Origin of the sequence: Gluconobacter sp. OJB, assembly GCF_039638275.1 — a bacterium.
In the GTDB taxonomy this organism is placed as follows: Bacteria; Pseudomonadota; Alphaproteobacteria; order Acetobacterales; family Acetobacteraceae; genus Gluconobacter; species Gluconobacter cerevisiae.
This window is the reverse complement of the sequence record NZ_JBDIWH010000001.1, coordinates 2,363,864-2,383,989: the sequence shown is the minus strand read 5'-3', so window position 1 is coordinate 2,383,989 and position 20,126 is coordinate 2,363,864. Positions and strand designations below refer to the sequence as shown.

The window sequence follows — 20,126 nt, the reverse complement described above, 5'->3', positions numbered from 1 at the left end:
CTCACTGGCAGAATTCCAGCCAGATACTTGCCATTGCAACTGCGATGCCCGTCAGAAGGGAGAAGAATTCACCAGAATTTCGTGCCTCACGATCATTGGCGGCTTTCCGATCAGGTGCTTCATCGAGCACACGCATCAGATTGCTGATTTCGGCTTCGGCTTCCTGAGCCTGTCTCTGGTCCAGCCTCAGGCCGGTCGGATCGTTGACTGTTGCCAGAAACGTTCCCAGATTTCCGTTTTCCGCAGCCTTACCTAAACGCACGCGCCTCCGAGCACGTGAGGTCTTGCTCCGCCACTGACGCAACTCTGCCTCAAGAAGAGGTACGGCACGTTGCGCCAGAAAACTGAGCGGTGCGTTATCAAATTTCCTCTGTGCAGCGGCAAGCAGCGTCAGATCCGCAAGCCAGCCCGGCAGTCCCGCTTTCTTCGACTGTGAAAGGGGAATGATGCCCTGTCTTGCGCAATGCGCCTCAAGGAACGAGCGCATCTGTTCGTCCAGAAAGCCACTCCGCGCGAGAATATCATCTGGAAGGTCTTCGATTCCCACATGATGGTTCAGCCATCGCAACAACCCCTCAGGCAGAGAAATTCGCACATCGACGCATTTTTTTGAAAGACACGGAAGGTAGCTGTTTCTCTCATAAGGAAACCGTCTGATCAGTTCCGCCCCCTTAAGAGCCATGCGTCGCGCCACCGCAGACAATGCCGTGATCTGCCGCTCCTGTCTCGACGGGAGATGGGCCGACATAAAGGCCTCAGCATTCCCCACCATGAAGCTCAGGATGTTGCGAACCATGCGCTCGTCATCCGGCGTAACGGGCTGGACTATCGCCTGAACCAACATTTGGGGGAGCGCCTCAGGCCAGAACCAGATCCCGCCCCAGAACATTGGTGCCGCTGGATCAAGGACGGAGATCGCATGGGTGATGACCATCGTCGCAGGATCTACCGCCTTACTGCCGCCCGCAGGAAGGAACGAGGCGCTGGCCTGCTCAATCAAGCTCGACATAACGGAGAGCTCAAGCTCACGATGAAGCCAGTTGCTGACGACTTTTCTTTGCAGCAACGCCGAAAACTCTGCCGGATACCGTCCAGCATACCAGGCCAGAGCCTGAGGCGTATGCACGGCATTTCCGCCAATCATGAGCGGAATACGAGCGGGAACGACCGGACGGACGGTAAAAACCTTGCTCGGCGCTATCGTCACCAGATCCCTTGGAGATGGGCGATTGAGGGGATCATCAGCCAGCATGGCAGTCAAAAGGGACCGCAGCCCGACAGGGACTTTCTGATCCTGCATATAAGCCGCAGGAGTGCCGATTTCAAAGCGCCGCTTGAGGATATCAGCGTCGGACAGCCCTTCAAGAGGCAGCTTTCCAAGCGCGAGCGCGAGAATGATCACACCCAGCGAGAAGATATCGCAGCCCGTCGTCCCCTCGCCCCGCGCAGACGGACGGCAGACTGCCGAAGACAGGGGCTCAAAAAGAACAGGCTGTTTCTCAGCGGGTGCGGTAACTCCAAGCGGCCCGAGCACAACCTTATGTAATCCCTGTCCGACAAACATGTTGTCGGGGCGGATACTGCGACATGTCAGACTGGCGGCCTCGAGCTTCTGGAGAAAGCCGGCAAACGGACGGATGACGCCGTCAATCAGCTGGCTCTCCGTCCAGAGGCCAAGATTTTCAGCGAGGGATGGACCGGGAGGGTGCGGGCAGAGCAACCACAAGGCGCCCTGGCAATATTCATGGGTCTGGATCGGAATCGCGCTCTCATGACGAAAGAGCATGAATTCGGAAAGGCGGGGAGAGGGTGCGAAAGGGGCCAACGCAAGATAGGAGGCACCGGAAGCCGTCATATCCTGCGCGCCATATGTCGCGCAGCCGCCGAAATCTGGCTGTTTGTGCTCCAGGCTGATCAGATACCGCTCGGCAATGAGCAGTTCCTGGCTGTTATCTGCCTGAATGTCGGCCATCGAAGTCCCGCTGTTTCCCTGTCCGGTCTTTTGTGCCGGACAGGGATTGAGACTTCGTTAATGCCAGATGCGATTCCAGCAGTGAGAGATCAGTCTTCGAAAGGATCGCGCATCAGGATGGTGTCATCGCGTTCCGGGCTGGTGGACAGCAGCGTTACCGGAGCTTCGATCAGTTCTTCGATACGGCGGACATACTTGATGGCCTGTGCGGGAAGTTCGGCCCAGGAGCGCGCTCCTGCGGTCGTTTCCTTCCAGCCCGGCATCGTCTCATAAACCGGCTTCACGCGGGACTGTGCGCCCGGAGCGGACGGGAAGGTTTCGATTTTCTGCCCGTCCAGTTCATAGCCCACGCAGATCGAAATCTCGTCCAGACCATCCAGAACGTCCAGCTTCGTCAGAGCGATGCCGCTGACGCCACCGACGCGAACGGCGCGACGGATCAGAACCGCATCGAACCAGCCGCAACGGCGGGGACGGCCTGTGACAGTGCCGAATTCATGACCACGCTCACCGAGGGTCCGGCCGGTCTGGTCATGCAATTCGGTCGGGAACGGTCCCTCGCCCACGCGGGTCGTATAAGCCTTGGCAATTCCGAGCACGAAGCCGACGGAAGACGGACTGACGCCGCTACCGGATGCCGCAACAGCGGCAACCGTGTTGGAACTGGTGACGAACGGATAAGTGCCGTGATCGACGTCGAGCATGACGGCCTGCGCACCTTCGAACAGGATACGACGACCGGCGCGGCGTGCTTCGTCCAGACGGTCCCAGACCTGACAGGAGAACGGCAGAAGGCGCGGCGTGATCTCGGTCAGGAAGTCCTTGAGCTGCTCTTTCGTAAAGGTCTCAGCACCCAGACCGGCGAGCAGCGTGTTGTGATGCAGGAGCAGTTCGTCCAGCTTCCAGTCCAGCGTCTCGGGTTCGGCCAGATCGCAGATGCGGATGGCGCGACGTGCCACCTTGTCTTCGTAGGCCGGGCCGATGCCACGGCCGGTCGTCCCGATCTTGTGCTCACCACGCGCCGCTTCACGGGCACGGTCGAGCGCGCCATGCACCGGCAGGATCAGCGGAGCGTTCTCGGCGATCCACAACGTCTCAGGCGTGACGACGAGGCCCTGCGCGGTCACGCGGTCGATCTCGGTCATCAGGGCTTTAGGGTCCACGACGACGCCATTGCCAATCACGCCGATCTTGCCACGCACCAGACCGGACGGCAGCAGGGACAGCTTGTAGACCTGATCGCCCACGACCAGCGTGTGACCGGCATTGTGGCCACCCTGAAAGCGGACAACGATATCGGCGCGGCTGGCGAGCCAGTCGACGATTTTGCCTTTACCCTCGTCTCCCCACTGGGTTCCGATCACGGTGACGTTGGACATGAGCTGACTTCCTAGAACTGACAATACGAGACGGGAGAAACGAAAGGGACCGGCAGGTCAGAGCGGCTGGGCCGCCTCGTCCTTCCAGACATGGGTGCAGCGCAGATGCTGCGCCTGAGCGAGCGCGTCCTCGTCATGAGACAGGGCGGACACGGTGGCATAACCGGCCTTGTGCAAGCCCGAAAGACGGGATGCGTCCAGATCGACCGGCACATAACAGCGCGGGCGCGACGCAGACACCGGGGCTGCACGCAAAAGGGCCTGCGGGCGGAGCGTCAGACCGCAGGCAGGCTCCTGCCCCGCCAGATAGCGTCCGCCACGGCCCAGCTCTTCGCGCGAACCGGTCGAAAACACCGTCACGCAAAGACCGGTATGATAGCGCCAGCCCCGGAAATCCACGGGATCAATCGTCAAGCGCAGATCGGGGCTGCGCTCGCGGATCGCTGCCACGGAGGCTGCGAGACGTTCGAAATGTCCGGAAATGTCCTTGGGATAATCCAGTTCAGCCAGCAGATCCAGCGCACGGTCGGCAGGACCGGCGGCGCGGAGCATGACGGCCAGCATTCCGGCGATCGCTCCGCCCAGTTCCGCCACGGCACTGGCATCCTTGCGGTCCAGCGCATGGAGCAGAGGTTCGCGGTCGGCTTCGGGAATAACGCCTTCGATCAGGCCCAGCGCCAGAGCGGGCATGGACAGATCGAACGACACGCCCTCGATCCCCAGTTCCGCAAGCGCCTTTGCGCCGAGCGCAATGACTTCTGCATCGGCCTGCGCACTGTCCGGGCCGATCAGTTCGATGCCGGCCTGCGAGACCTGACGGTCGGCCTCGCGGCCGGGCGTGCCGACCACGATGCAGCTTCCCGAATAGGACAGGCGCAGGGGACGGGGCGCGTCCTGAAGACGGATGCTCGCGATCCGGGCGATCTGCGTGGTCATGTCCGGACGCAGCGCCATCATGCGGTGCGAATTCGGGTCCATCAGACGGAAGGTCTGGGGAGCGAGGGATTCCCCCGAACCACCCAGCAGAGAGCTTTCAAATTCCAGCAGAGGTGGCCGGACGCGCTGATAGCCGTGACGGGAGAACGCTTCCATCACACTGGCAATGCCACGGGCTTCGGCTTCGGCTTCACCCGGCAGCAGATCCGCGAAACCGGACGGGAGCAGAGCGGCACTTGGGCTTTCGGAATACAGACTCATGCCGAAAACTCCAGACGGGTCTGTTCATGCGCCCAGTCGAGCCAAGGCAGCAGCGCTTCAATATCAGCCGTCTCGACCGTGGCCCCACCCCAGATCCGCAGACCGGATGGGGCATCACGATAGGCGGCAAGATCGTAGCCAGCATCTTCCTTCGCAACAAGCCCGGTCAGATGCTTGACCGCCTTGCCCTTCGCCTCGTCAGACAGGCTTTCAAACCACGGTGCCGTGATTTTCAGACAGATGGACGTGCTGGACCGGGTCTCTTCCCGAACGGAGAGGAAGGACACCCAGTCCGCCGTTGCGATCCATTGAGCAACAGCCGCCAGATTCTGCTGCGAGCGGGCTTTCAGGGCGGAAAGACCGCCGATCTGTTCGGCCCAGCGCAGACCGTCCAGCGCGTCCTCGACGCAGAGCATGGACGGCGTGTTGATCGTATCGCCTTCAAAAATAGCTTCGATCAGGCCCTTTTTATTGGCCAGACGGAAAATCTTGGGCAGCGGGCGCGGCGATGGCTGGGCCAGACGGGCAGCGGCACGCGGACTGAGCGCCACCATGCCATGCGCGGCCTCGCCCCCCAGTGCCTTCTGCCAGGACCATGTCACGATATCGAGCCGGTCCCAGGGCAGATCCATCGCAAATGCCGCGGATGTGGCGTCACAGATGACCAGACCTTCGTGCTCGGCCGGAATGGCGCTCGCATCTGGGATGCAGACACCCGATGTCGTGCCGTTCCATGTCAGAACGACATCGCGGCTCCAGTCCACGGTCGTCAGATCTGGCAGTTCGCCGTAAGGCGCGTCCAGAACACGCAGATCTTCGATTTTCAGAACGTCGCGCAGATCCTGCGCCCAGGTTCCGGAGAAGCTTTCAAAGGACAGGACGTCGATTCCGCGCTCACCAGCGAGGGCCCACAGGATCATTTCCACGGCTCCCGTATCGGAGGCCGGAACGATTCCGACGCGCCAGTCCGATGGAATACCGAGAAGATCTTTGGAGCGGGTGATAACCTCTTTAAGGCGCGCACGCCCTTCGGGCGCACGGTGTGATCGGCCTAGCAGGGCCTGATCCAGACCGGTCAGCGTCCATCCGGGACGCTTGGCGCAGGGACCTGAAGAGAAGAACGGGCGAGAAGGTTTGACAGTCGGCTTGGACATGCGCGTTCCGGGCTGATCGGTCCTGAGGTCATTCCGGCAGAAAATGACCGTTCATGGTGCGAGAGAGGGGATTCGAACCCCTATGCCTTTCGGCGGTCGATTTTGAGCCGACTGCGTCTACCGTTCCGCCACTCTCGCGCGGGCAGCCCGGACCCTAATGCATTCCCCGCAAAAGGGCCAGAGTGCAAAATCCGGGCCGTGTGAAATAACGTGCCTTACAGGCTCAGCATCAACAGCAGGTTCTGGATAGCCGCACCTGAAGCCCCCTTGCCCAGATTATCCAACCGCGCGGTCAGAACGACCTGTTCGCCGTTATGATGCACCCGCAGTTCCATATCGTCAGTATGAGCCAGAGTGTCCGCCACAAGCTGCGTCTCAGCAGACACAACACGCACATGGGCGCATCCGGCATAAGCCTCCTGAAGCACGGCTTCGATCTCGGCCGCCGATGGCTGACCCGGCAGATCCTTCAGATGCAGCGGGATGGAGACGATCATGCCCTGCGGGAAATGCCCGACCGACGGCACGAAAATCGGCTGGCGCGTCAGGCCGGAGTAATGCCGGATTTCCGGCAGATGCTTGTGCTTTAGGTTCAGCCCATACAGGAAAAACGCCGGACCGCCGTTCTTTTCATGCTCCTCGATCGCCACGCGCCCCGCGCCGCTATAGCCCGAGACAGCGTTGATCGAGACGGAATGATCGGCCGGGAGCAATCCTGCCCGGACCAGAGGGCGCATCAGGGCAATGGCGCCCGTCGGATAGCAGCCGGGATTGGCAACAAATCGCGCGCCCTTGACCGCCGCCGCCTGTTCCGCATCCATTTCAGGAAAGCCGTAAATCCAGCCATCCGCGATCCGGTGTGCGGTGCTGGCATCCAGAATCCGGACATCCAGCCCCTCGGCCAGCGCCACGGTTTCGCAGGCGGCTTCATCCGGCAGACACAGGATGGCGACATCGGCCTTCTCGAGCATGGAACGACGGGCGGCCTTGTCTTTACGCAGTTCCGGCGCAATCGACAGGATTTCCAGACCATAGGACGCCGGAAGTGCCTCGATCCGCTGGCGGATTCCCAGACCCGTCGTGCCTGCTTCTCCATCAATGAAAATGCGTGCCATGCGCCAGCAACCCCGTCTGCAAATCCGTTCCGGAAGACGTTTTACGTCGGGAATGTCAGGCTGTCACGCGCAGGACCCATCCGGCGCTTTCATCCACCGGGCCGCACGGCTATGAACCTCTGAGTACGATAACAGCAGGATCTTCCCATGCCCCAGTCCAACCGGCCGTCCTCCCAGCCGTCCCCGCGGCAGATCGATCGCCTGCTGGACATCATGAAGCGCCTGCGCGACCCGCAAGGCGGCTGCCCTTGGGACGTGGAGCAGACCCCAGCCACGATCGCCCCTTTCGCGATTGAGGAGGCCTATGAAGTCATGGACGCCATCGCCCGTGACGACCGCGAGGCCATTCCCGACGAACTCGGGGATCTGCTGCTTCAGGTCGTCTTTCAGGCCCAGATGGCGCAGGAAGCGGGTCACTTCGATTTCGAGACCGTGGCAGGACTGATCGCCGACAAGCTCGTGCGCCGTCACCCGCATGTTTTCGGCGATGCCACTCTGGAGGATGATTCCTGGGAGCGGGAAAAAGACGCCGAGCGTCAGCGCAAAGCCGAATACGGTGCATTGGCCGGTGTTGCCCTCCCCCTCCCCGCCCTGATGCGCGCCGCAAAACTGAGCCGCCGCGCTGCCCGCGTGGGTTTCGACTGGGACGACCCCACCGGCATTCTCGACAAGGTTCATGAAGAGATTGACGAACTGAAAGCCGAACTCGGCGGGGACCGGGACCGCATCGAGGACGAATTGGGCGACGTCCTGTTCACCGTCTCAAGTCTGGCCCGCAAGCTGGATATTGACCCTGAAGCGGCTCTGCGCCGGAGCAACGCCAAGTTCACCCGCCGCTTTGAAGCAATGGAAGCCATGCTCGCACGCAAGGGGCAGACCATGGCCGAGCAGGATCTGCCGACTATGGAAGCACTCTGGCAGGAAGCGAAGACGCTCCCCGGCATGAAGTGATATTTTAATTAAAACGCATCTCTCCGAAGAAAATCAGTGCAAAAATTCGCATTATTTCCGAGAGAGAAAAACAAATAACGCTCCGCCTTGAAACAGAGAGCGGATTGATGCTTTCGAAGCATCAATCCGCTCCTAAAAAACAATATTAAACCTTATTCTGAAAGAGTATTATTCTGGCTATCTGTCCATTTATTTACAGATGCGTGCCAGTAAGCTTCTACGCCTTTAATACCATTCAGAACACAACTGTTACACCAAACATATGACCCATCCGCGACAGCCGTTGGCAGGTTGTTCAAGGCATAAGATCCGGTCGTAATCTGCCCTGAAACGGTCAGGGAATTTCCTACAGACGTCTGGGCATTTATTGTGAGCTTTCCTCCACCCTGCAGAGGATTGAAAACCAGATTTCCATTCGCTCCCGGGCTGGCGGAAAACTGATTGGTTCCATCAGCAGTCTGAAAATATTGCGTCCCACGCATGACAAAATTGGCATCCGCCGAAAGCTGGCCCGCTACATTGAGCGCTCCAAGCGCATTTGTGGACCCGTCCCCCTTCAGACTCAGGATATCAGTACCATTATTGGCAATCAGATCCATCCCACCGAGATTGGTTCCATAATCCCAGCTTATACGCGCAAGAGGCGATCCTCCCAACGTCGTGCCAGCCTTGGTATTTCCGGTTGTACCGTCAATCCAGCCGCCGAAATTGAGGGACGTGTTGGTCCAACCGTTTGCGCCGGCATTTTCGCGATTCAACCAGGAAACCAAACGAATGTGGTTACCATCAGCCTGCCCGATAAACTCTGCAATTTCAGCATTATTGCCAGCATCAGAACCAACTGAATAAGGTGCAAATAGCTTGAGTCCGTTGGCGTTAATTTCAGCTTCCCCGCCATCGCCGGTTAAACGCAAAAGTGACCCACCGCTACCACCAAATCCACCCGCAACAAACACACCGTAACTATCTGAAGTCGGTTTTTTACTATTGGGCGCCGAGTAGGCCATGGTCAGTCCGTGTACGGAAACCATGTAATCCTGCAAGGCGTAATTCACCATATTGACTTCGTTATATTCAAGCTTGTGCGCCAGAGAATTCGTTGGCACACCATTGGCATCCAAAGCCGGATTGTATTCTATCTGCTCGACCTGCCCGAAGTCTTTATTTTCCGCACCCAGCAGGACTGTCGGAGTGCTGTAAGCCGTCCAGTAAGTGTCAAGCTTTGTCGTGTCCGGAATCTGCTGTGCGGCCGAACTCGCACCGCCATAAGCAATCCAGCCTGGGCCAATAACGATATACTTTGAACTGCCGTCCGCCTGTGTTTTGTCCCAGTCAGAAACAAAAGCGTGGTAAAGCCCGTTGACGGGAAGCGTTTTGGAAGAACCTGGAGCCACTCGCGTAATTGTCGGATCGTAGCTGTTCGTAGTGATGGTCATACCATCACGCAGCTGGGCAACCTGTGCTTTCGTCAAAGGCACGCATGACTTGCCGCTCGTATCTGCAGGGCCACATCCCGGCATCCAGACATGTGTTGCGTCGTAAGAAACCCCCGACAAAACCAAGCGCGCTGCGGCAGAGGCCATGTTCACCCCAATACCGACGTTTTCAAAATCCTCATAATCAGCCAGAAGTGACGTCGATTGCTCCAGCGCCGCTCCAATCCCCATCCGGGCATTTTCACGTCCCTGAGCAGTATCTGCGACAACCAAACACGCTCCCGCGTCGTAATTGCCATAAGGATGACAGTTGATTCGTTCTGAACCCAGAGAACCGCGTGCGCCGTTTGGAGCACCTTGACCCTTGACGTCTGCTACGAAGTCTCCCCCGACCTGGATGCCATCTGGATCAATGGCCCATCGACCACTGTTAACCACGGTGGGCTGAATACGAACGATAGAGTCGACGGAAGCTGGGTTGTTCCACAGCCCGGCAGTCGTGCTGATGGGAGATGTGACCTGCCCCGCAGAATTCAGACCTGCAATCCCGTTTGCAGAACCTATTTCTGTTATTGGGATGTAGTTCGCCAGAAGCGCACTCGTCACATTATCCGAGCAAATGGTAGGATGACCGTCTGCGTCCAAACCACAAGCCTGAACCTGTACAGTGGTCGGGTGCCACTGCCCGTCATTTCCCTTGTAAGCGTTGACCACAGGACTTCCTTCCGCATTCAAACCGGAAGTAATTTTCACTGCATGATACTGATTGTCAGAAGAACGATATGTTTGAGGAACGGTAGTTGATGCCAGAGCAGAACCAGACAACAAAACACCGAACAAAATATGTTTTTTCAACATTGAGTTTCTCAATTTTTTGCAGAAAATAAATCAATTTACTTGAATAAAACTATTCAGAGATAATATTGCAGTTTATTGTATGAGATACTTCAATAAACAACTATAACATAATATACTAAAATTCACGCACAAATGCAAGTAAAAGAATGAAAATGTAGATTCACACACTCTGCTATTTTAGAATTCGAGCCCCTTCTGCTCTCTTTGATGCCCATAAATTTTTCAGGGAAACCATTAGATTTGGACGGTTTTCCATGAATCCGTCTTTTATCGTCGTGCGGACGGCATGTCGCAGAGATTTTTTCAGAACTTCTCAAGTCGTCTTTCACTCAAAAAGATACGTCAGGCTTGCAGGTCTAACGTTTTCATGTGGGCCGAACCTGCTAGAGAACATTCCCATGACGGACGATCTCGCCCCATTCGATTTCGAACTCCCCCGCGATCACATCGCGACGGAGCCTGCGCGCCCGCGTGACAGCGCAACACTGCTGCATGTGCGAGCCGGCCTGCCACCCGATCCGCGCGTGATCCGCGACCTGCCTGATCTCCTGCGAGAAGGCGATCTGCTGATTGCCAACAACACGGCCGTCATCCGCGCCCAGCTTGCCGCCACACGCGGGGAGGCGAAAATCGGGCTGACACTCGACCGCATTCTGGCGGATGGAAGCTGGCATGCCCTGGCGCGCAATTCCCGCAAGCTGAAGCCGCAGGACGTCCTGCATTTCGGCGACGATCCGGTCACGGCAACCGTTGTGGAAAATGAAGGCGATGGCGCCGTCAGCATCCGCTTTTCGGTCGAGGGAGACGATTTCGACACATTTCTGGAACGGGTCGGCGCACTCGCACTCCCTCCTTATATCGAGCGCCCTTTCGGCCCGACGAAGCAGGACGATACGGATTACCGCACCATCTTCTCGCAGTATCGCGGCGCAGTAGCCGCACCCACGGCCGGTCTGCATTTCACACCTGAAGTCCTCGCAGCACTAGACGCAAAAGGCATCCAGCGTCGGACCCTGACACTGCATGTTGGCGCAGGCACGTTCCTCCCAGTCCGCTCCACCATTGCCGAGCACAAGATGCACGCAGAATGGGGCGAGATCGACGCCGAAACTGCAGCAGCCATCAACGAAACCCGCGCCCGCGGCGGTCGGATCGTAGCCGTCGGCACCACGTCCCTGCGCCTGCTGGAAAGCGCGGCCCGCGAGGATGGGACCGTCGCTCCGTGGCGCGGTGAGACCTCCATTTTCATCAAACCCGGATACCGCTTCAAAGCGGTGGACGTCCTGATGACCAATTTCCATCTGCCGCGTTCGACGCTGTTCATGCTCGTCTGCGCGTTCAGCGGCACCGAGACCATGCGTGAGGCCTATGCCTACGCCATCGCCAACGGATTGCGGTTCTATTCGTATGGCGATGCCTGCCTGCTGGAGCGCGCCCCATGAGCGATCATAAAACCGATCACGCCACCAAAATGACCTGGGTACCTGAAGCGACCTGCGGCATGGCGCGCGCGGGACATCTGCACACCCGCCACGGTACGGTCCCGACTCCAACCTTCATGCCGGTCGGAACCGTCGGCACGGTCAAGGGCATGACGATGGACGCCGTACGCTCCACGGGTGCAGGCATCGTTCTGGGCAACACCTATCATCTGATGCTGCGCCCCACGGCGGACCGTGTGCAGAAGCTGGGCGGCCTGCACAGAATGATGGACTGGCCCGGCCCGATCCTGACCGATTCCGGTGGGTTTCAGGTCATGTCACTCGGCGCGCTGCGCAAGCTTGACGAAGACGGCGTGACGTTTCGTTCGCATATCGACGGCAGCAAGCACCGCCTGACGCCAGAGATCTCGACCGACATCCAGTTCAAGCTCGATGCGACCATCACCATGGCATTCGACGAATGTCCGGCCCTGCCTGCCACGCCCGAAGCCCTGCGGAAATCCATGGAAATGTCCATGCGCTGGGCCGCCCGCTCCCGTGAGGCGTTTGTCGCGCGCGAGGGGTATGGACAGTTCGGCATCGTGCAGGGCGGCACCGAGCGTGACTTACGCGAATATTCCATCAAGGCGCTGACCGATATCGGCTTTGAAGGCTATGCGATCGGCGGTCTGGCCGTGGGTGAAGGTCAGGAACTGATGTTCTCGACGCTGGACTTCACCACGCCGATGCTGCCGCAGGACAAAGCGCGGTATCTGATGGGCGTCGGCACGCCGGACGATCTTCTAGGCGCAATCATGCGCGGCGTGGACATGTTCGACTGCGTAATGCCCTCGCGCGCGGGTCGCACCGCCCGCGCCTATACGGAGCGCGGCCCCATCAATCTGCGCAATGCCCGTTTCGCCGAAGACAGCCGCACGCTGACACCCCATGACGACACACCCATCGCCGGGCGTTACAGCCGTGCCTATCTGCATCATCTGTTCCGCGCGAACGAGATGCTCGGCCCGATGCTGCTGACATGGCACAATCTGGCCTATTACCAGCGCCTGATGCGCCAGATCCGCGCCGCCATTGTGGATGGCACTCTTAATGCTCTGGCCGTGAAGCTGCGCGAAGACTGGGCCAAGGGCGACTGGACCGAAGACGAATGGCCAATGCCGGATCTGGCCCTTTAATCCGGGGCTTTGCTCCAGACCCCACAAAGGGACGCGGTCCCTTTGATCCCGATTCATGAATTGGGGGTGAAGGGGTCAAGACCCCTTCCGGGTGCAGGGCAGAGCCCTGCCTCACTCAAGATTAAGGTCCGTCCATGCGCCATATATTCTCCGCTCTGGTCCTGAGCACCGCTCTCGCAACCGGAACAGCCTGCGCCGCGCCGGAAGAAATCCGCGTTCTGGTCGTGGCGAACTTCGAAGTCGGGCACGATACCGGAGACGCCCCCGGCGAATATCAGGACTGGGTGGAGCGGCTGCATCTGGACGAAACCGTTCCCATCCGCGGCGTACCGGACCAGCTCCGCCGCAATGCGGATGGCGTGTATGGCATCGTCCTGCGACATGGCGATATGGACCTGCATGCGCTGGCACTCGACCCGCGCTTTAATCTACACCATACCTACTGGCTGTTTACCGGCATTTCCGGCGTCAATCCGAACATGGCGTCGGTCGGCAGCGTGGCCTGGGCGCAATGGGTTGTGGATGCGGACGCCCTGCGCGAAATCGACGACCGGACCATTCCGAAAGGCTGGCCTTACGGACTTTACGCCATTGGTGCGAGCCGTCCGGACACCCTGCCCGACAATCCGAACCATTATGGCTCGGTGACGGATGTGGCGCAGTTGACCAAGGCCTATCCGCTCAATCGTGGTCTGGCGCGCTGGGCTTTTGCCCTGAGCCAGAACGTAAAACTCGCGGACGATTCGGTGATTGCCGAGCGTCGCAAGGCATGGCGCGGCTATCCGCAGGCCCAGAAGCCGCCGATGGTGCTGATGGGCGAGACGCTGGGAACGGAACGCTACTGGCATGGCGCGGAACGCAATCGCTGGGCCGAGAACTGGGTCTCGATGTGGACGAAGGGTCAGGGACATTTCGTCATGACCAACGAGGAAAGCCAGCATTACCAGTACGACATGCGCATGCTGGCGCGGCTGGGTTATGTTGATCCAGAGCGGATCATGGTCCTGCGCTCTGGCAGCAATTTCGATATGCCCCCGCCCGGCGTTTCGGTCACGGCGTCCATGGGGGACGAGGGACCGGGGCAGGCCGTCGCCTATGATAACAACGAACGCGCGGGAGAGCCGGTCGTGCGCGAACTAGCGTCACACTGGGACCGCTATCGCGACCACATTCCGACACGCTGACCGGCGGTCGCAGACCGTTCTTTTGTCGTCGGATAGAACCTGCCCCGATCCAACAGCGTAACGGTCATGAAGGCGACGTAAAGCAGCAGGTACCACGATCCCATCTTGCTGAAACTGACCATCTGGTGCCCGTGCTGCCCCGCATAGCGCCAGATGCCGCTCGTCGTGCAGACATTTTCGGCAATCCAGAGCGCCACACTCGACAGAAATGCGGCCAGAGGCAGTGGCATCCACCAGTCGCACTGCGTGATCCGGAAATGGATCATGGTGCGACCATAGACCGCGAGCGTGCCCATAAAGAGCGCATATCGAAGGTCGGGGATGAAATGATGCGAGAAGAAGTTGACGTAAATCAACAGCGCCAGACCGAATGTCTGCCAGAACGGCGGGTAAGGGATGAAACGCATGTCGAAAATACGGATGGCGCGCGCCATGTAACTGCCGACGCTGGCATACATGAAGCCTGAAAACAGCGGCACATCCATCACACGGAAGAAACAGGGCTCGGGATAGCCCCACGCCCCCACCCGGACCTTGAACCACTCCATGGCTGTTCCCGTCAGATGGAACAGCACGATGACGCGCGCTTCCGTCCAGGTTTCCAGCTTCAGGGCAAGAAAAAGAAGCTGGACCAAGATGGCGAATACGAACAGCGCATCATAGCGGTGCACCGGCCATTCAGACTGCCAGAAAACGCGCGTAAGCAGGGCCGCCCCCAGCAGCAGACCGCCGAACAGCGCCGCCCAACCCTGTTTGAGCACGAACAGGATGGCATCCCTCAGGACAGGCGGCAGCCGATTTCACGCCCAATTCCCCATCCGGCGTTCAAGAACACCGGTCTGGAGAGGCGGCTGATCAGACATGCTTCATTGCGCCGATGGCAGGGCCTTGCCGTACTGGTCCCAGTGTGTTGCCAGTTCCTTCACGACCACGCTTCCGACTGTATAGGCGGCATCCACCGAGGCCTGAAAACCCGAAAACCCTGTCTCATGCGCTTCATCCGACAGAAGCTGCGCCGCACTCTGACCCGGTGGGGGCATGTCGAAATTACTGGCTGTCCGCAGAATCAGCGCGCGCTTCGGATCAACACGCCCGGCCTTGCCCTGAAGCGCCAGAGCCTGACAGAACGCGACGTCTTCTTCCGCCGTCGTAGCCATCACGCCCTGTCCATCCGTCCAGTATTTCACCCAGCGTTCGGCCCACTGATTCATTTTCGCGCCGACCCAGAACGTCTCGCCCGAAATCGTGTCGCCAAGCTGCACGGAAGGCAGTTTCTGAGCTGCGGCAAAGCCGGTGTAACGCAGGCGCGATGCTTTCAAACCGTCATTGTCGGGAAGCGCGATGTCCTTCGTCAGCCCATAAGCCCACTGCACGAGGGCCGGGTCGAGCGTATATTCCATGTCTCCCATGCCGGAATGCAGCGCAGGACGCGGCTTTTCATCCGGGGTGCTGCCCTGCACAGGCGTAAACCCGTCCGCCCATGAGGCAGGAATTTCACGCGGGTCCACCAGATGGGACAGGCCACCATTGATAACGCGCGGCGCCCAGACAGCCGAACCGATAGTGCCAAAATTCGGATCGATTCCACCAATCCCTGCCAGCACGAAATAGGCATGGCGCAGATCGAACCGTGGATCGAGCACGAGGGCCGTAACGGCCGAGGCCATATGCTCCGGCCCCTCGCCACTTGCAATGCCCAAAACATGCAGGTCCGGATTGTAGTGCATCACGTCATGATCGGTGCCGGGGGCCGGGATCGTCTGCTGCAGAGGCAGTTTTTCGATCCAGTTCTGGTACTCGCCCGCCGCATCCCCCGTATCCTTGCCGATCTCGAACGTCGTGACGACGACGACGCGAACAGGGATCGGGGCATGGGCCAACGCCAGACCAGACGCACAGAGGGACAGGAGCGCGGCCCCGAAAACGGTTGAAACAGATTTCACTGATAGAGACCCTCATGTGTGACAGCGGCTTCGAACGTCCCGAACCGCTCTTCAAGCGCCCATTGCAGACGGGCTTTTTCGCTGGATTTCAAGAACGCCGTGCAGGACGCGGATGTGATGGGCAAAGTCCGGCAGGCCGGAACGAACTGTCCCGGCTGATGATCGGACCACAGGCTTGCGCCCGGCACGAATGCATAGTCCAGCCCGGCGCGGGATAATGTTTTCAGATCGGCATAGGATAGATCATAGGTCTGGACCGCGCGGACATATTCCTGTGTCAGGTCCCCGCGTGAAACGCCTTCATCGTCCGTGGACAGCGCCATCGGAACACCCGCCCTGCGATACAGCGAAAACGGATGGGCCGCGCCTTTGACGCCGAGGATCTCGTCATTGCTGGTCAGGTTGATTTCAACCATCACAGAACGCCGCGCCATTTCGGACAGCAGCGTTTCAGAGTCGTCCTCCAGCGCCACATCCACGCCATGCCCAATCCGGCTGGCACCCGCCACTTCAACGGCCGCGCGAATATGATGGCGCAACCCTTCCGTCGGGACGAGGCCCGTCGTGAGTTCCCCGGCATGCAGGCTCAGCTTCACGCCCGGATACACGCCGTTCAGGAAATGGAACATCCGCATATGCAGGTCGTAGTCGCGCATGGCGGTCGCGTCGTCCTCGGGCGCGACGATATTCAGCCCGACGAAGCGCGGATCGGCTTTCACGGTCGCATAACCGGTATCGAGTTGCGCATAAACCGCCTGAGGCGGCAGCGTTCGCAGGGTCTGGAACAGATAACGCACCGTGACCGCACAGCCCGAATGGGCCTGCGGCGTTCCACATTTCAGCACATCTTTCGCCTGCGCTTCCATCCGGTCCGTCTCGGCACGGGCTTTCTGCACCAGTGCCGGAATTTCCGGCATGAGCGCCTGATGCGCGGAAGCGAGGCCGTCGCCCTGCAATGGATGATGAAAACCCGCCCCGATCATCGGACCAATCCCGGGCGAGATCATCAGTTCCAGATACGTTACATGATCGCGTGCCGCATGGTCACGGGCTTCAGCCAGCATCTCGCCCCCATGCGCGTCGGCGATGGCGTTAAATCGGGCGAAGGTTGCGAAGAAATGGTCGTGGCCGGAAGCATCCCCCGGCGACGGCACGAAATCGCGCATGGACAGCGCATCAATCAGCGCATTTTCCGATCCCGCATGGTGCGACAGGTCGGCAGCAGGGAACTCGCCGTCTCCCGGATGAGTGCAAGCATGGTCGAGAATGCGTTTTTCCGTCAGGGACACGCAAAGCCCATCGTGCGCAGCCCAGTTCAGCATACTCTCGGCATAAACCGCGCCCGCCAGATGGTTGTGTAGATCCGCACCTTTTGGAAAGGTACGCAGGAACATATTCAGCCGGACCGGATCGTTCCGGACATGATCGTAAACTTGCGCGGCGGACGGGGCAGCCTGTGCGACCGGACTCAGTGCCAGAACGGGCGTCATGCCCAGAACAACAGCGGGCAGAATGGAGCGGAAAGGATGTCGCATGGCCCAACGATGCCGCCCCGCCCCCGGCGTGGCAAGCCATTTTCAGATCGTGACAAACCCTGTCTGAAACAGTCATCCCGAACACTGGAAAAGCTGGTCCGTTTGCGCGCCCGATGACATAATAGATATCCGCTTACCGGTGAGACCGATCCCTTCCCATGCCTGATTTTCCAACACCCGACACAGGGCTTGAAACCCGGATTGCGGACCACGCGCGCCATCTGGGTTTTGATGCGGTCGGGTTCTGCAAGGCTGAGCTCGGGCCGGAAGTCGCTCAGGGTCTGCGGGAATTCGTCGCTCAGGGCCATCATGGAACAATGGAATGGATGGAGACGCGCATCGAAGAACGCGCCCATCCTCAGGCGCTGTGGCCCGAAGTGCGGAGCGTAATTTCGCTGGGCCTGTCCTATGCCCCAGCGGAAGGCCCGACGACCGATCCAGAATGCGGCAATATTTCCGTCTATGCCCGTAACCGCGACTATCACGACGTCATAAAAGGGATGCTCAAACATCTGGCACAGTATGTCGTGAAGCTGGGTGGACCGGAGACGCAGGTGAAGGTGTTCGTCGATACAGCGCCGGTTTCAGAGCGCGCCCTAGCGGAGAAGGCGCAGCTCGGCTGGACAGGAAAACACACCTGTCTCGTCTCGCGGGAGCATGGCTCCTGGCTGCTTCTGGGCGAGATCTACACCACGCTGGAACTCGCGCCTTCTGCGCCCAAAGGCGGAAGCTGCGGTTCCTGCACGCGCTGCCTGACCGCCTGCCCGACCGATGCGTTTACGGCCCCCTACCGGATGGATGCACGCCGCTGCATCTCGTATCTGACGATCGAGCACAAAGGCCCGATCCCCCACGAACTGCGCCCAAAAATCGGCAACCACATCTATGGCTGCGACGACTGCCTGTCCGTCTGCCCGTGGAACCGCTTTGCAGAGAGCGCGCGACATATCAAACTTCAGGCCCGTCCCGAACTTATCGCCCCAAAGCTCGACGAACTGGTTCGGCTGGATGATGCGACCTTCCGGACATTCTTTTCCGGCTCACCCATCAAGCGGATCGGGCGCAACAGATTTGTACGCAACGTGCTGATCGCCATTGGCAACTCCGCCGATCCGTCGCTCCTCCCCTCCGCGCGGGACCTACTGACAGATCCGGACCCGGATATTGCCGAAACGGCGCACTGGGCCATCAACCGTCTTGAGGACCACCCCGCATGAGCGATCTCGTCAAACGCAGTCTGTCCCTGTCCGGACATCGGACGTCCGTGGCACTCGAACCCGAATTCTGGACGGTTCTGGACATGATCGCCACAACCCGACAGCAGAGTTTTGCCTCACTCGTCGCCTCGCTGGACGCAACACGACCGCCCGAACGTCCACTGGCGTCCGCGCTTCGGGTTGCAGCGCTTTTACATCTGCAAAAGCGGATTGAAACCTCAGGCTAGGTGTTATCGGCTGTCAGCCCCAGCCAATCCGGATGGCTGCGCTCGATCCAGCGCAGGACACGGCCCTGCAAACGGCGGAACAGCGCAATATCCTGTGACAGCAGCATCACGCCGACCGGCAGCATCCACAATCCCAGAACCGGCAGGATCGACAGGACGCCGCCCAGCATAAAGAGTACGCCCGCCGGAATTCGCACCCATTTATGCGACGGCTCCCGCAGCCAGTTCAACACGGTCTGCAACTTCTCGGGCAGCCGGCGGATCAAAAGCTCCATCAACTCATCATCAGTACGAGGGGGCAGCGAAGAAGTCATGAAAATACCCGTCAAACGATCTGAAACCCTGACACTATAATGCCTGAGGCTGTGTCGGGTTCGTCATTCCGACTTCATAGCACGGCCTCACGCAAAAGCTTTCAGCCCGCGTAAAGTGCGGCTGTACGATCTGTCATTTGCCGTCGGGAATGGGCGTGCTAGGCTAAACTCATGGCTATCTGGGGCAAGATGTTCGGCGGTGTCGCGGGTTTCGCGGTTGGTGGTCCTTTCGGAGCGCTGATGGGCGCAGCCTTGGGTCATGCCGCCGATAGCGGCTCCCTGCTCAAACCCTCGACAGGGGGATGGAGCGAGCGTTTTCCTGCAAATGGTCGGCCTGACCCCAACAGCGCGGCCTTTTTTGGAGCGGCCAAAATCGCGGCGGCGCTGGGCAAGCGAGACCAACTTTATGCCATTGGGCTTGTTGCGCTGTGTGCAAAGCTTGCCAAGATCGACGGCCCGGTCAACCGACACGAAATCAACGCTTTCAAAACCTGCTTCCAGTTCCCGTCCGATAACGTCAAGGAAGTCGGCATGCTGTTCGACCGCGCGCGGGACCGGACGGACGACTTCGAGATGTATGCCCGCGAGATGGGTGCGGCCTATGCCGACAACACGGCACCGCTTGAAAACCTCATGACGGCCCTGTTCCGCATCGCCCGCGCCGATGCCGGGCCGGACCGCAAGCTGCATCCCAGGGAAATCGACTTTCTCCAGCGCGTCCACCGGGCTTTCGGCCTTCCCGCAGGAGCGTGGGAGCGGGCGGAGAACGGGAACAGCCGTGCTGCCAGTTCAAATGAGCCGGACGCCTATCGCATTCTCGGCATTACCCGCACCGCCACCGATACCGAAGTGCGCGTCCGCTGGCGGACCCTGATCCGCGAACACCATCCGGACGTTCTGGCACAGAAACCCATGTCAGAAGCCGAGCGCCGCCGCGCGCAGGACAAGGTCGCCCGCATCAATGCCGCCTGGGACCGCATCAAGCGTGACCGGCAGCTTTGATCTTTCGCAATATTCCGGAAACTTT

At 59.5% G+C, this 20,126-nt stretch carries 17 protein-coding genes and 1 tRNA gene; 7 read left to right on the top strand and 11 right to left on the bottom strand.

The window, feature by feature from the left end:
* Position 1 precedes the first annotated feature (1 nt).
* The 6 genes from ABDK74_RS11070 to argC form a co-directional block, all read right to left on the bottom strand.
* Positions 2-1,972 carry a serine/threonine-protein kinase gene (locus ABDK74_RS11070; RefSeq protein WP_346003835.1) on the bottom strand — a complete coding sequence of 657 codons (1,971 nt, stop codon included), beginning with the start codon at positions 1,970-1,972 and terminating at the stop codon, positions 2-4.
* Positions 1,973-2,061: 89 nt separating this feature from the next.
* On the bottom strand, positions 2,062-3,351 hold the full coding sequence (locus ABDK74_RS11065) for an adenylosuccinate synthase (protein WP_211576592.1): 1,290 nt from the start codon (positions 3,349-3,351) through the stop codon (positions 2,062-2,064).
* Positions 3,352-3,408: 57 nt separating this feature from the next.
* Entirely contained in the window at positions 3,409-4,548 is a 1,140-nt protein-coding gene (locus ABDK74_RS11060) for an ATP phosphoribosyltransferase regulatory subunit (RefSeq protein ID WP_346003834.1), read from the bottom strand.
* Entirely contained in the window at positions 4,545-5,702 is a 1,158-nt protein-coding gene (locus tag ABDK74_RS11055) for a phosphoserine transaminase (protein ID WP_346003833.1), read from the bottom strand. The genes ABDK74_RS11060 and ABDK74_RS11055 overlap by 4 nt, the downstream gene beginning before the upstream one ends.
* 54 nt (positions 5,703-5,756) lie before the next feature.
* Positions 5,757-5,840: transfer RNA gene (locus ABDK74_RS11050), tRNA-Leu, on the bottom strand.
* 77 nt (positions 5,841-5,917) lie between these two features.
* A complete protein-coding gene (gene argC / locus ABDK74_RS11045; RefSeq protein WP_346003832.1) occupies positions 5,918-6,817 on the bottom strand; it encodes an N-acetyl-gamma-glutamyl-phosphate reductase in 900 nt (299 codons plus the stop codon).
* A gap of 147 nt (positions 6,818-6,964) precedes the next feature.
* Between argC and mazG the strand changes: the two genes are divergently transcribed.
* On the top strand, positions 6,965-7,768 hold the full coding sequence (gene mazG, locus ABDK74_RS11040; protein ID WP_346003831.1) for a nucleoside triphosphate pyrophosphohydrolase: 804 nt from the start codon (positions 6,965-6,967) through the stop codon (positions 7,766-7,768).
* A 152-nt stretch (positions 7,769-7,920) separates the two neighbouring features.
* Here mazG and ABDK74_RS11035 read toward each other — a convergent pair whose 3' ends face one another.
* On the bottom strand, positions 7,921-10,062 hold the full coding sequence (locus ABDK74_RS11035; RefSeq protein WP_346003830.1) for a hypothetical protein: 2,142 nt from the start codon (positions 10,060-10,062) through the stop codon (positions 7,921-7,923).
* 398 nt (positions 10,063-10,460) lie between these two features.
* On the opposite strand from ABDK74_RS11035, the gene queA reads away from it, so the two are divergent.
* The 3 genes from queA (at position 10,461) to ABDK74_RS11020 (ending at position 13,863) form a co-directional block, all read left to right on the top strand.
* Positions 10,461-11,504 (top strand): tRNA preQ1(34) S-adenosylmethionine ribosyltransferase-isomerase QueA, encoded by a 1,044-nt coding sequence (queA, locus tag ABDK74_RS11030; protein ID WP_346003829.1) that lies wholly within the window; start codon positions 10,461-10,463, stop codon positions 11,502-11,504.
* Between the two features lie 29 nt (positions 11,505-11,533).
* A complete protein-coding gene (gene tgt / locus ABDK74_RS11025) occupies positions 11,534-12,679 on the top strand; it encodes a tRNA guanosine(34) transglycosylase Tgt (protein ID WP_346004216.1) in 1,146 nt (381 codons plus the stop codon).
* 134 nt (positions 12,680-12,813) lie between these two features.
* The gene (locus ABDK74_RS11020) at positions 12,814-13,863 is read left to right on the top strand and encodes a purine nucleoside permease (RefSeq protein WP_346003828.1); all 1,050 of its coding nucleotides are present in this window, start codon (positions 12,814-12,816) and stop codon (positions 13,861-13,863) included.
* On the opposite strand, the gene ABDK74_RS11015 is transcribed toward ABDK74_RS11020, so the two are convergent.
* The 3 genes from ABDK74_RS11015 to ABDK74_RS11005 all read right to left on the bottom strand — a co-directional run bounded on the left by ABDK74_RS11015 (position 13,836) and on the right by ABDK74_RS11005 (position 17,341).
* The gene (locus tag ABDK74_RS11015; protein WP_346003827.1) at positions 13,836-14,624 is read right to left on the bottom strand and encodes a DUF817 domain-containing protein; all 789 of its coding nucleotides are present in this window, start codon (positions 14,622-14,624) and stop codon (positions 13,836-13,838) included. The two genes, ABDK74_RS11020 and ABDK74_RS11015, sit on opposite strands and share 28 nt — an antisense overlap.
* 105 nt (positions 14,625-14,729) lie before the next feature.
* Positions 14,730-15,806, bottom strand: a complete 1,077-nt coding sequence (locus ABDK74_RS11010; RefSeq protein ID WP_408874480.1) for a purine nucleoside permease — start codon at positions 15,804-15,806, stop codon at positions 14,730-14,732.
* Positions 15,803-17,341 carry an adenosine deaminase gene (locus ABDK74_RS11005; protein WP_346003826.1) on the bottom strand — a complete coding sequence of 513 codons (1,539 nt, stop codon included), beginning with the start codon at positions 17,339-17,341 and terminating at the stop codon, positions 15,803-15,805. Before ABDK74_RS11005 ends, ABDK74_RS11010 begins: the two co-directional genes overlap by 4 nt.
* Positions 17,342-17,499: 158 nt before the next feature.
* Here ABDK74_RS11005 and queG point away from each other — a divergent pair, with 158 nt between their 5' ends.
* The gene (gene queG, locus ABDK74_RS11000) at positions 17,500-18,558 is read left to right on the top strand and encodes a tRNA epoxyqueuosine(34) reductase QueG (RefSeq protein WP_346003825.1); all 1,059 of its coding nucleotides are present in this window, start codon (positions 17,500-17,502) and stop codon (positions 18,556-18,558) included.
* Entirely contained in the window at positions 18,555-18,785 is a 231-nt protein-coding gene (locus ABDK74_RS10995; RefSeq protein ID WP_211570780.1) for a ribbon-helix-helix domain-containing protein, read from the top strand. Before queG ends, ABDK74_RS10995 begins: the two co-directional genes overlap by 4 nt.
* Here ABDK74_RS10995 and ABDK74_RS10990 read toward each other — a convergent pair.
* Positions 18,782-19,099 carry a hypothetical protein gene (locus tag ABDK74_RS10990; RefSeq protein ID WP_346003824.1) on the bottom strand — a complete coding sequence of 106 codons (318 nt, stop codon included), beginning with the start codon at positions 19,097-19,099 and terminating at the stop codon, positions 18,782-18,784. The genes ABDK74_RS10995 and ABDK74_RS10990 overlap by 4 nt on opposite strands.
* A 171-nt stretch (positions 19,100-19,270) precedes the next feature.
* On the opposite strand from ABDK74_RS10990, the gene ABDK74_RS10985 reads away from it, so the two are divergent.
* Entirely contained in the window at positions 19,271-20,101 is an 831-nt protein-coding gene (locus tag ABDK74_RS10985) for a TerB family tellurite resistance protein (RefSeq protein WP_062106825.1), read from the top strand.
* Positions 20,102-20,126 lie beyond the last annotated feature (25 nt).

Bases quoted from the DNA above. Each gene is read 5' to 3' on its own strand.
- ABDK74_RS11020 (WP_346003828.1), top strand. From the start codon at position 12,814: ATGCGCCATATATTCTCCGCTCTGGTCCTGAGCACCGCTCTCGCAACC.
- ABDK74_RS11065 (WP_211576592.1), bottom strand. From the start codon at position 3,351: ATGTCCAACGTCACCGTGATCGGAACCCAGTGGGGAGACGAGGGTAAA.
- ABDK74_RS11070 (WP_346003835.1), bottom strand. From the start codon at position 1,972: ATGGCCGACATTCAGGCAGATAACAGCCAGGAACTGCTCATTGCCGAG.
- ABDK74_RS11005 (WP_346003826.1), bottom strand. From the start codon at position 17,341: ATGCGACATCCTTTCCGCTCCATTCTGCCCGCTGTTGTTCTGGGCATG.
- ABDK74_RS11035 (WP_346003830.1), bottom strand. From the start codon at position 10,062: ATGTTGAAAAAACATATTTTGTTCGGTGTTTTGTTGTCTGGTTCTGCT.
- ABDK74_RS11060 (WP_346003834.1), bottom strand. From the start codon at position 4,548: ATGAGTCTGTATTCCGAAAGCCCAAGTGCCGCTCTGCTCCCGTCCGGT.
- queG (WP_346003825.1), top strand. From the start codon at position 17,500: ATGCCTGATTTTCCAACACCCGACACAGGGCTTGAAACCCGGATTGCG.
- ABDK74_RS11055 (WP_346003833.1), bottom strand. From the start codon at position 5,702: ATGTCCAAGCCGACTGTCAAACCTTCTCGCCCGTTCTTCTCTTCAGGT.
- mazG (WP_346003831.1), top strand. From the start codon at position 6,965: ATGCCCCAGTCCAACCGGCCGTCCTCCCAGCCGTCCCCGCGGCAGATC.
- tgt (WP_346004216.1), top strand. From the start codon at position 11,534: ATGACCTGGGTACCTGAAGCGACCTGCGGCATGGCGCGCGCGGGACAT.
- ABDK74_RS10990 (WP_346003824.1), bottom strand. From the start codon at position 19,099: ATGACTTCTTCGCTGCCCCCTCGTACTGATGATGAGTTGATGGAGCTT.
- ABDK74_RS10995 (WP_211570780.1), top strand. From the start codon at position 18,555: ATGAGCGATCTCGTCAAACGCAGTCTGTCCCTGTCCGGACATCGGACG.
- queA (WP_346003829.1), top strand. From the start codon at position 10,461: ATGACGGACGATCTCGCCCCATTCGATTTCGAACTCCCCCGCGATCAC.
- argC (WP_346003832.1), bottom strand. From the start codon at position 6,817: ATGGCACGCATTTTCATTGATGGAGAAGCAGGCACGACGGGTCTGGGA.
- ABDK74_RS10985 (WP_062106825.1), top strand. From the start codon at position 19,271: ATGGCTATCTGGGGCAAGATGTTCGGCGGTGTCGCGGGTTTCGCGGTT.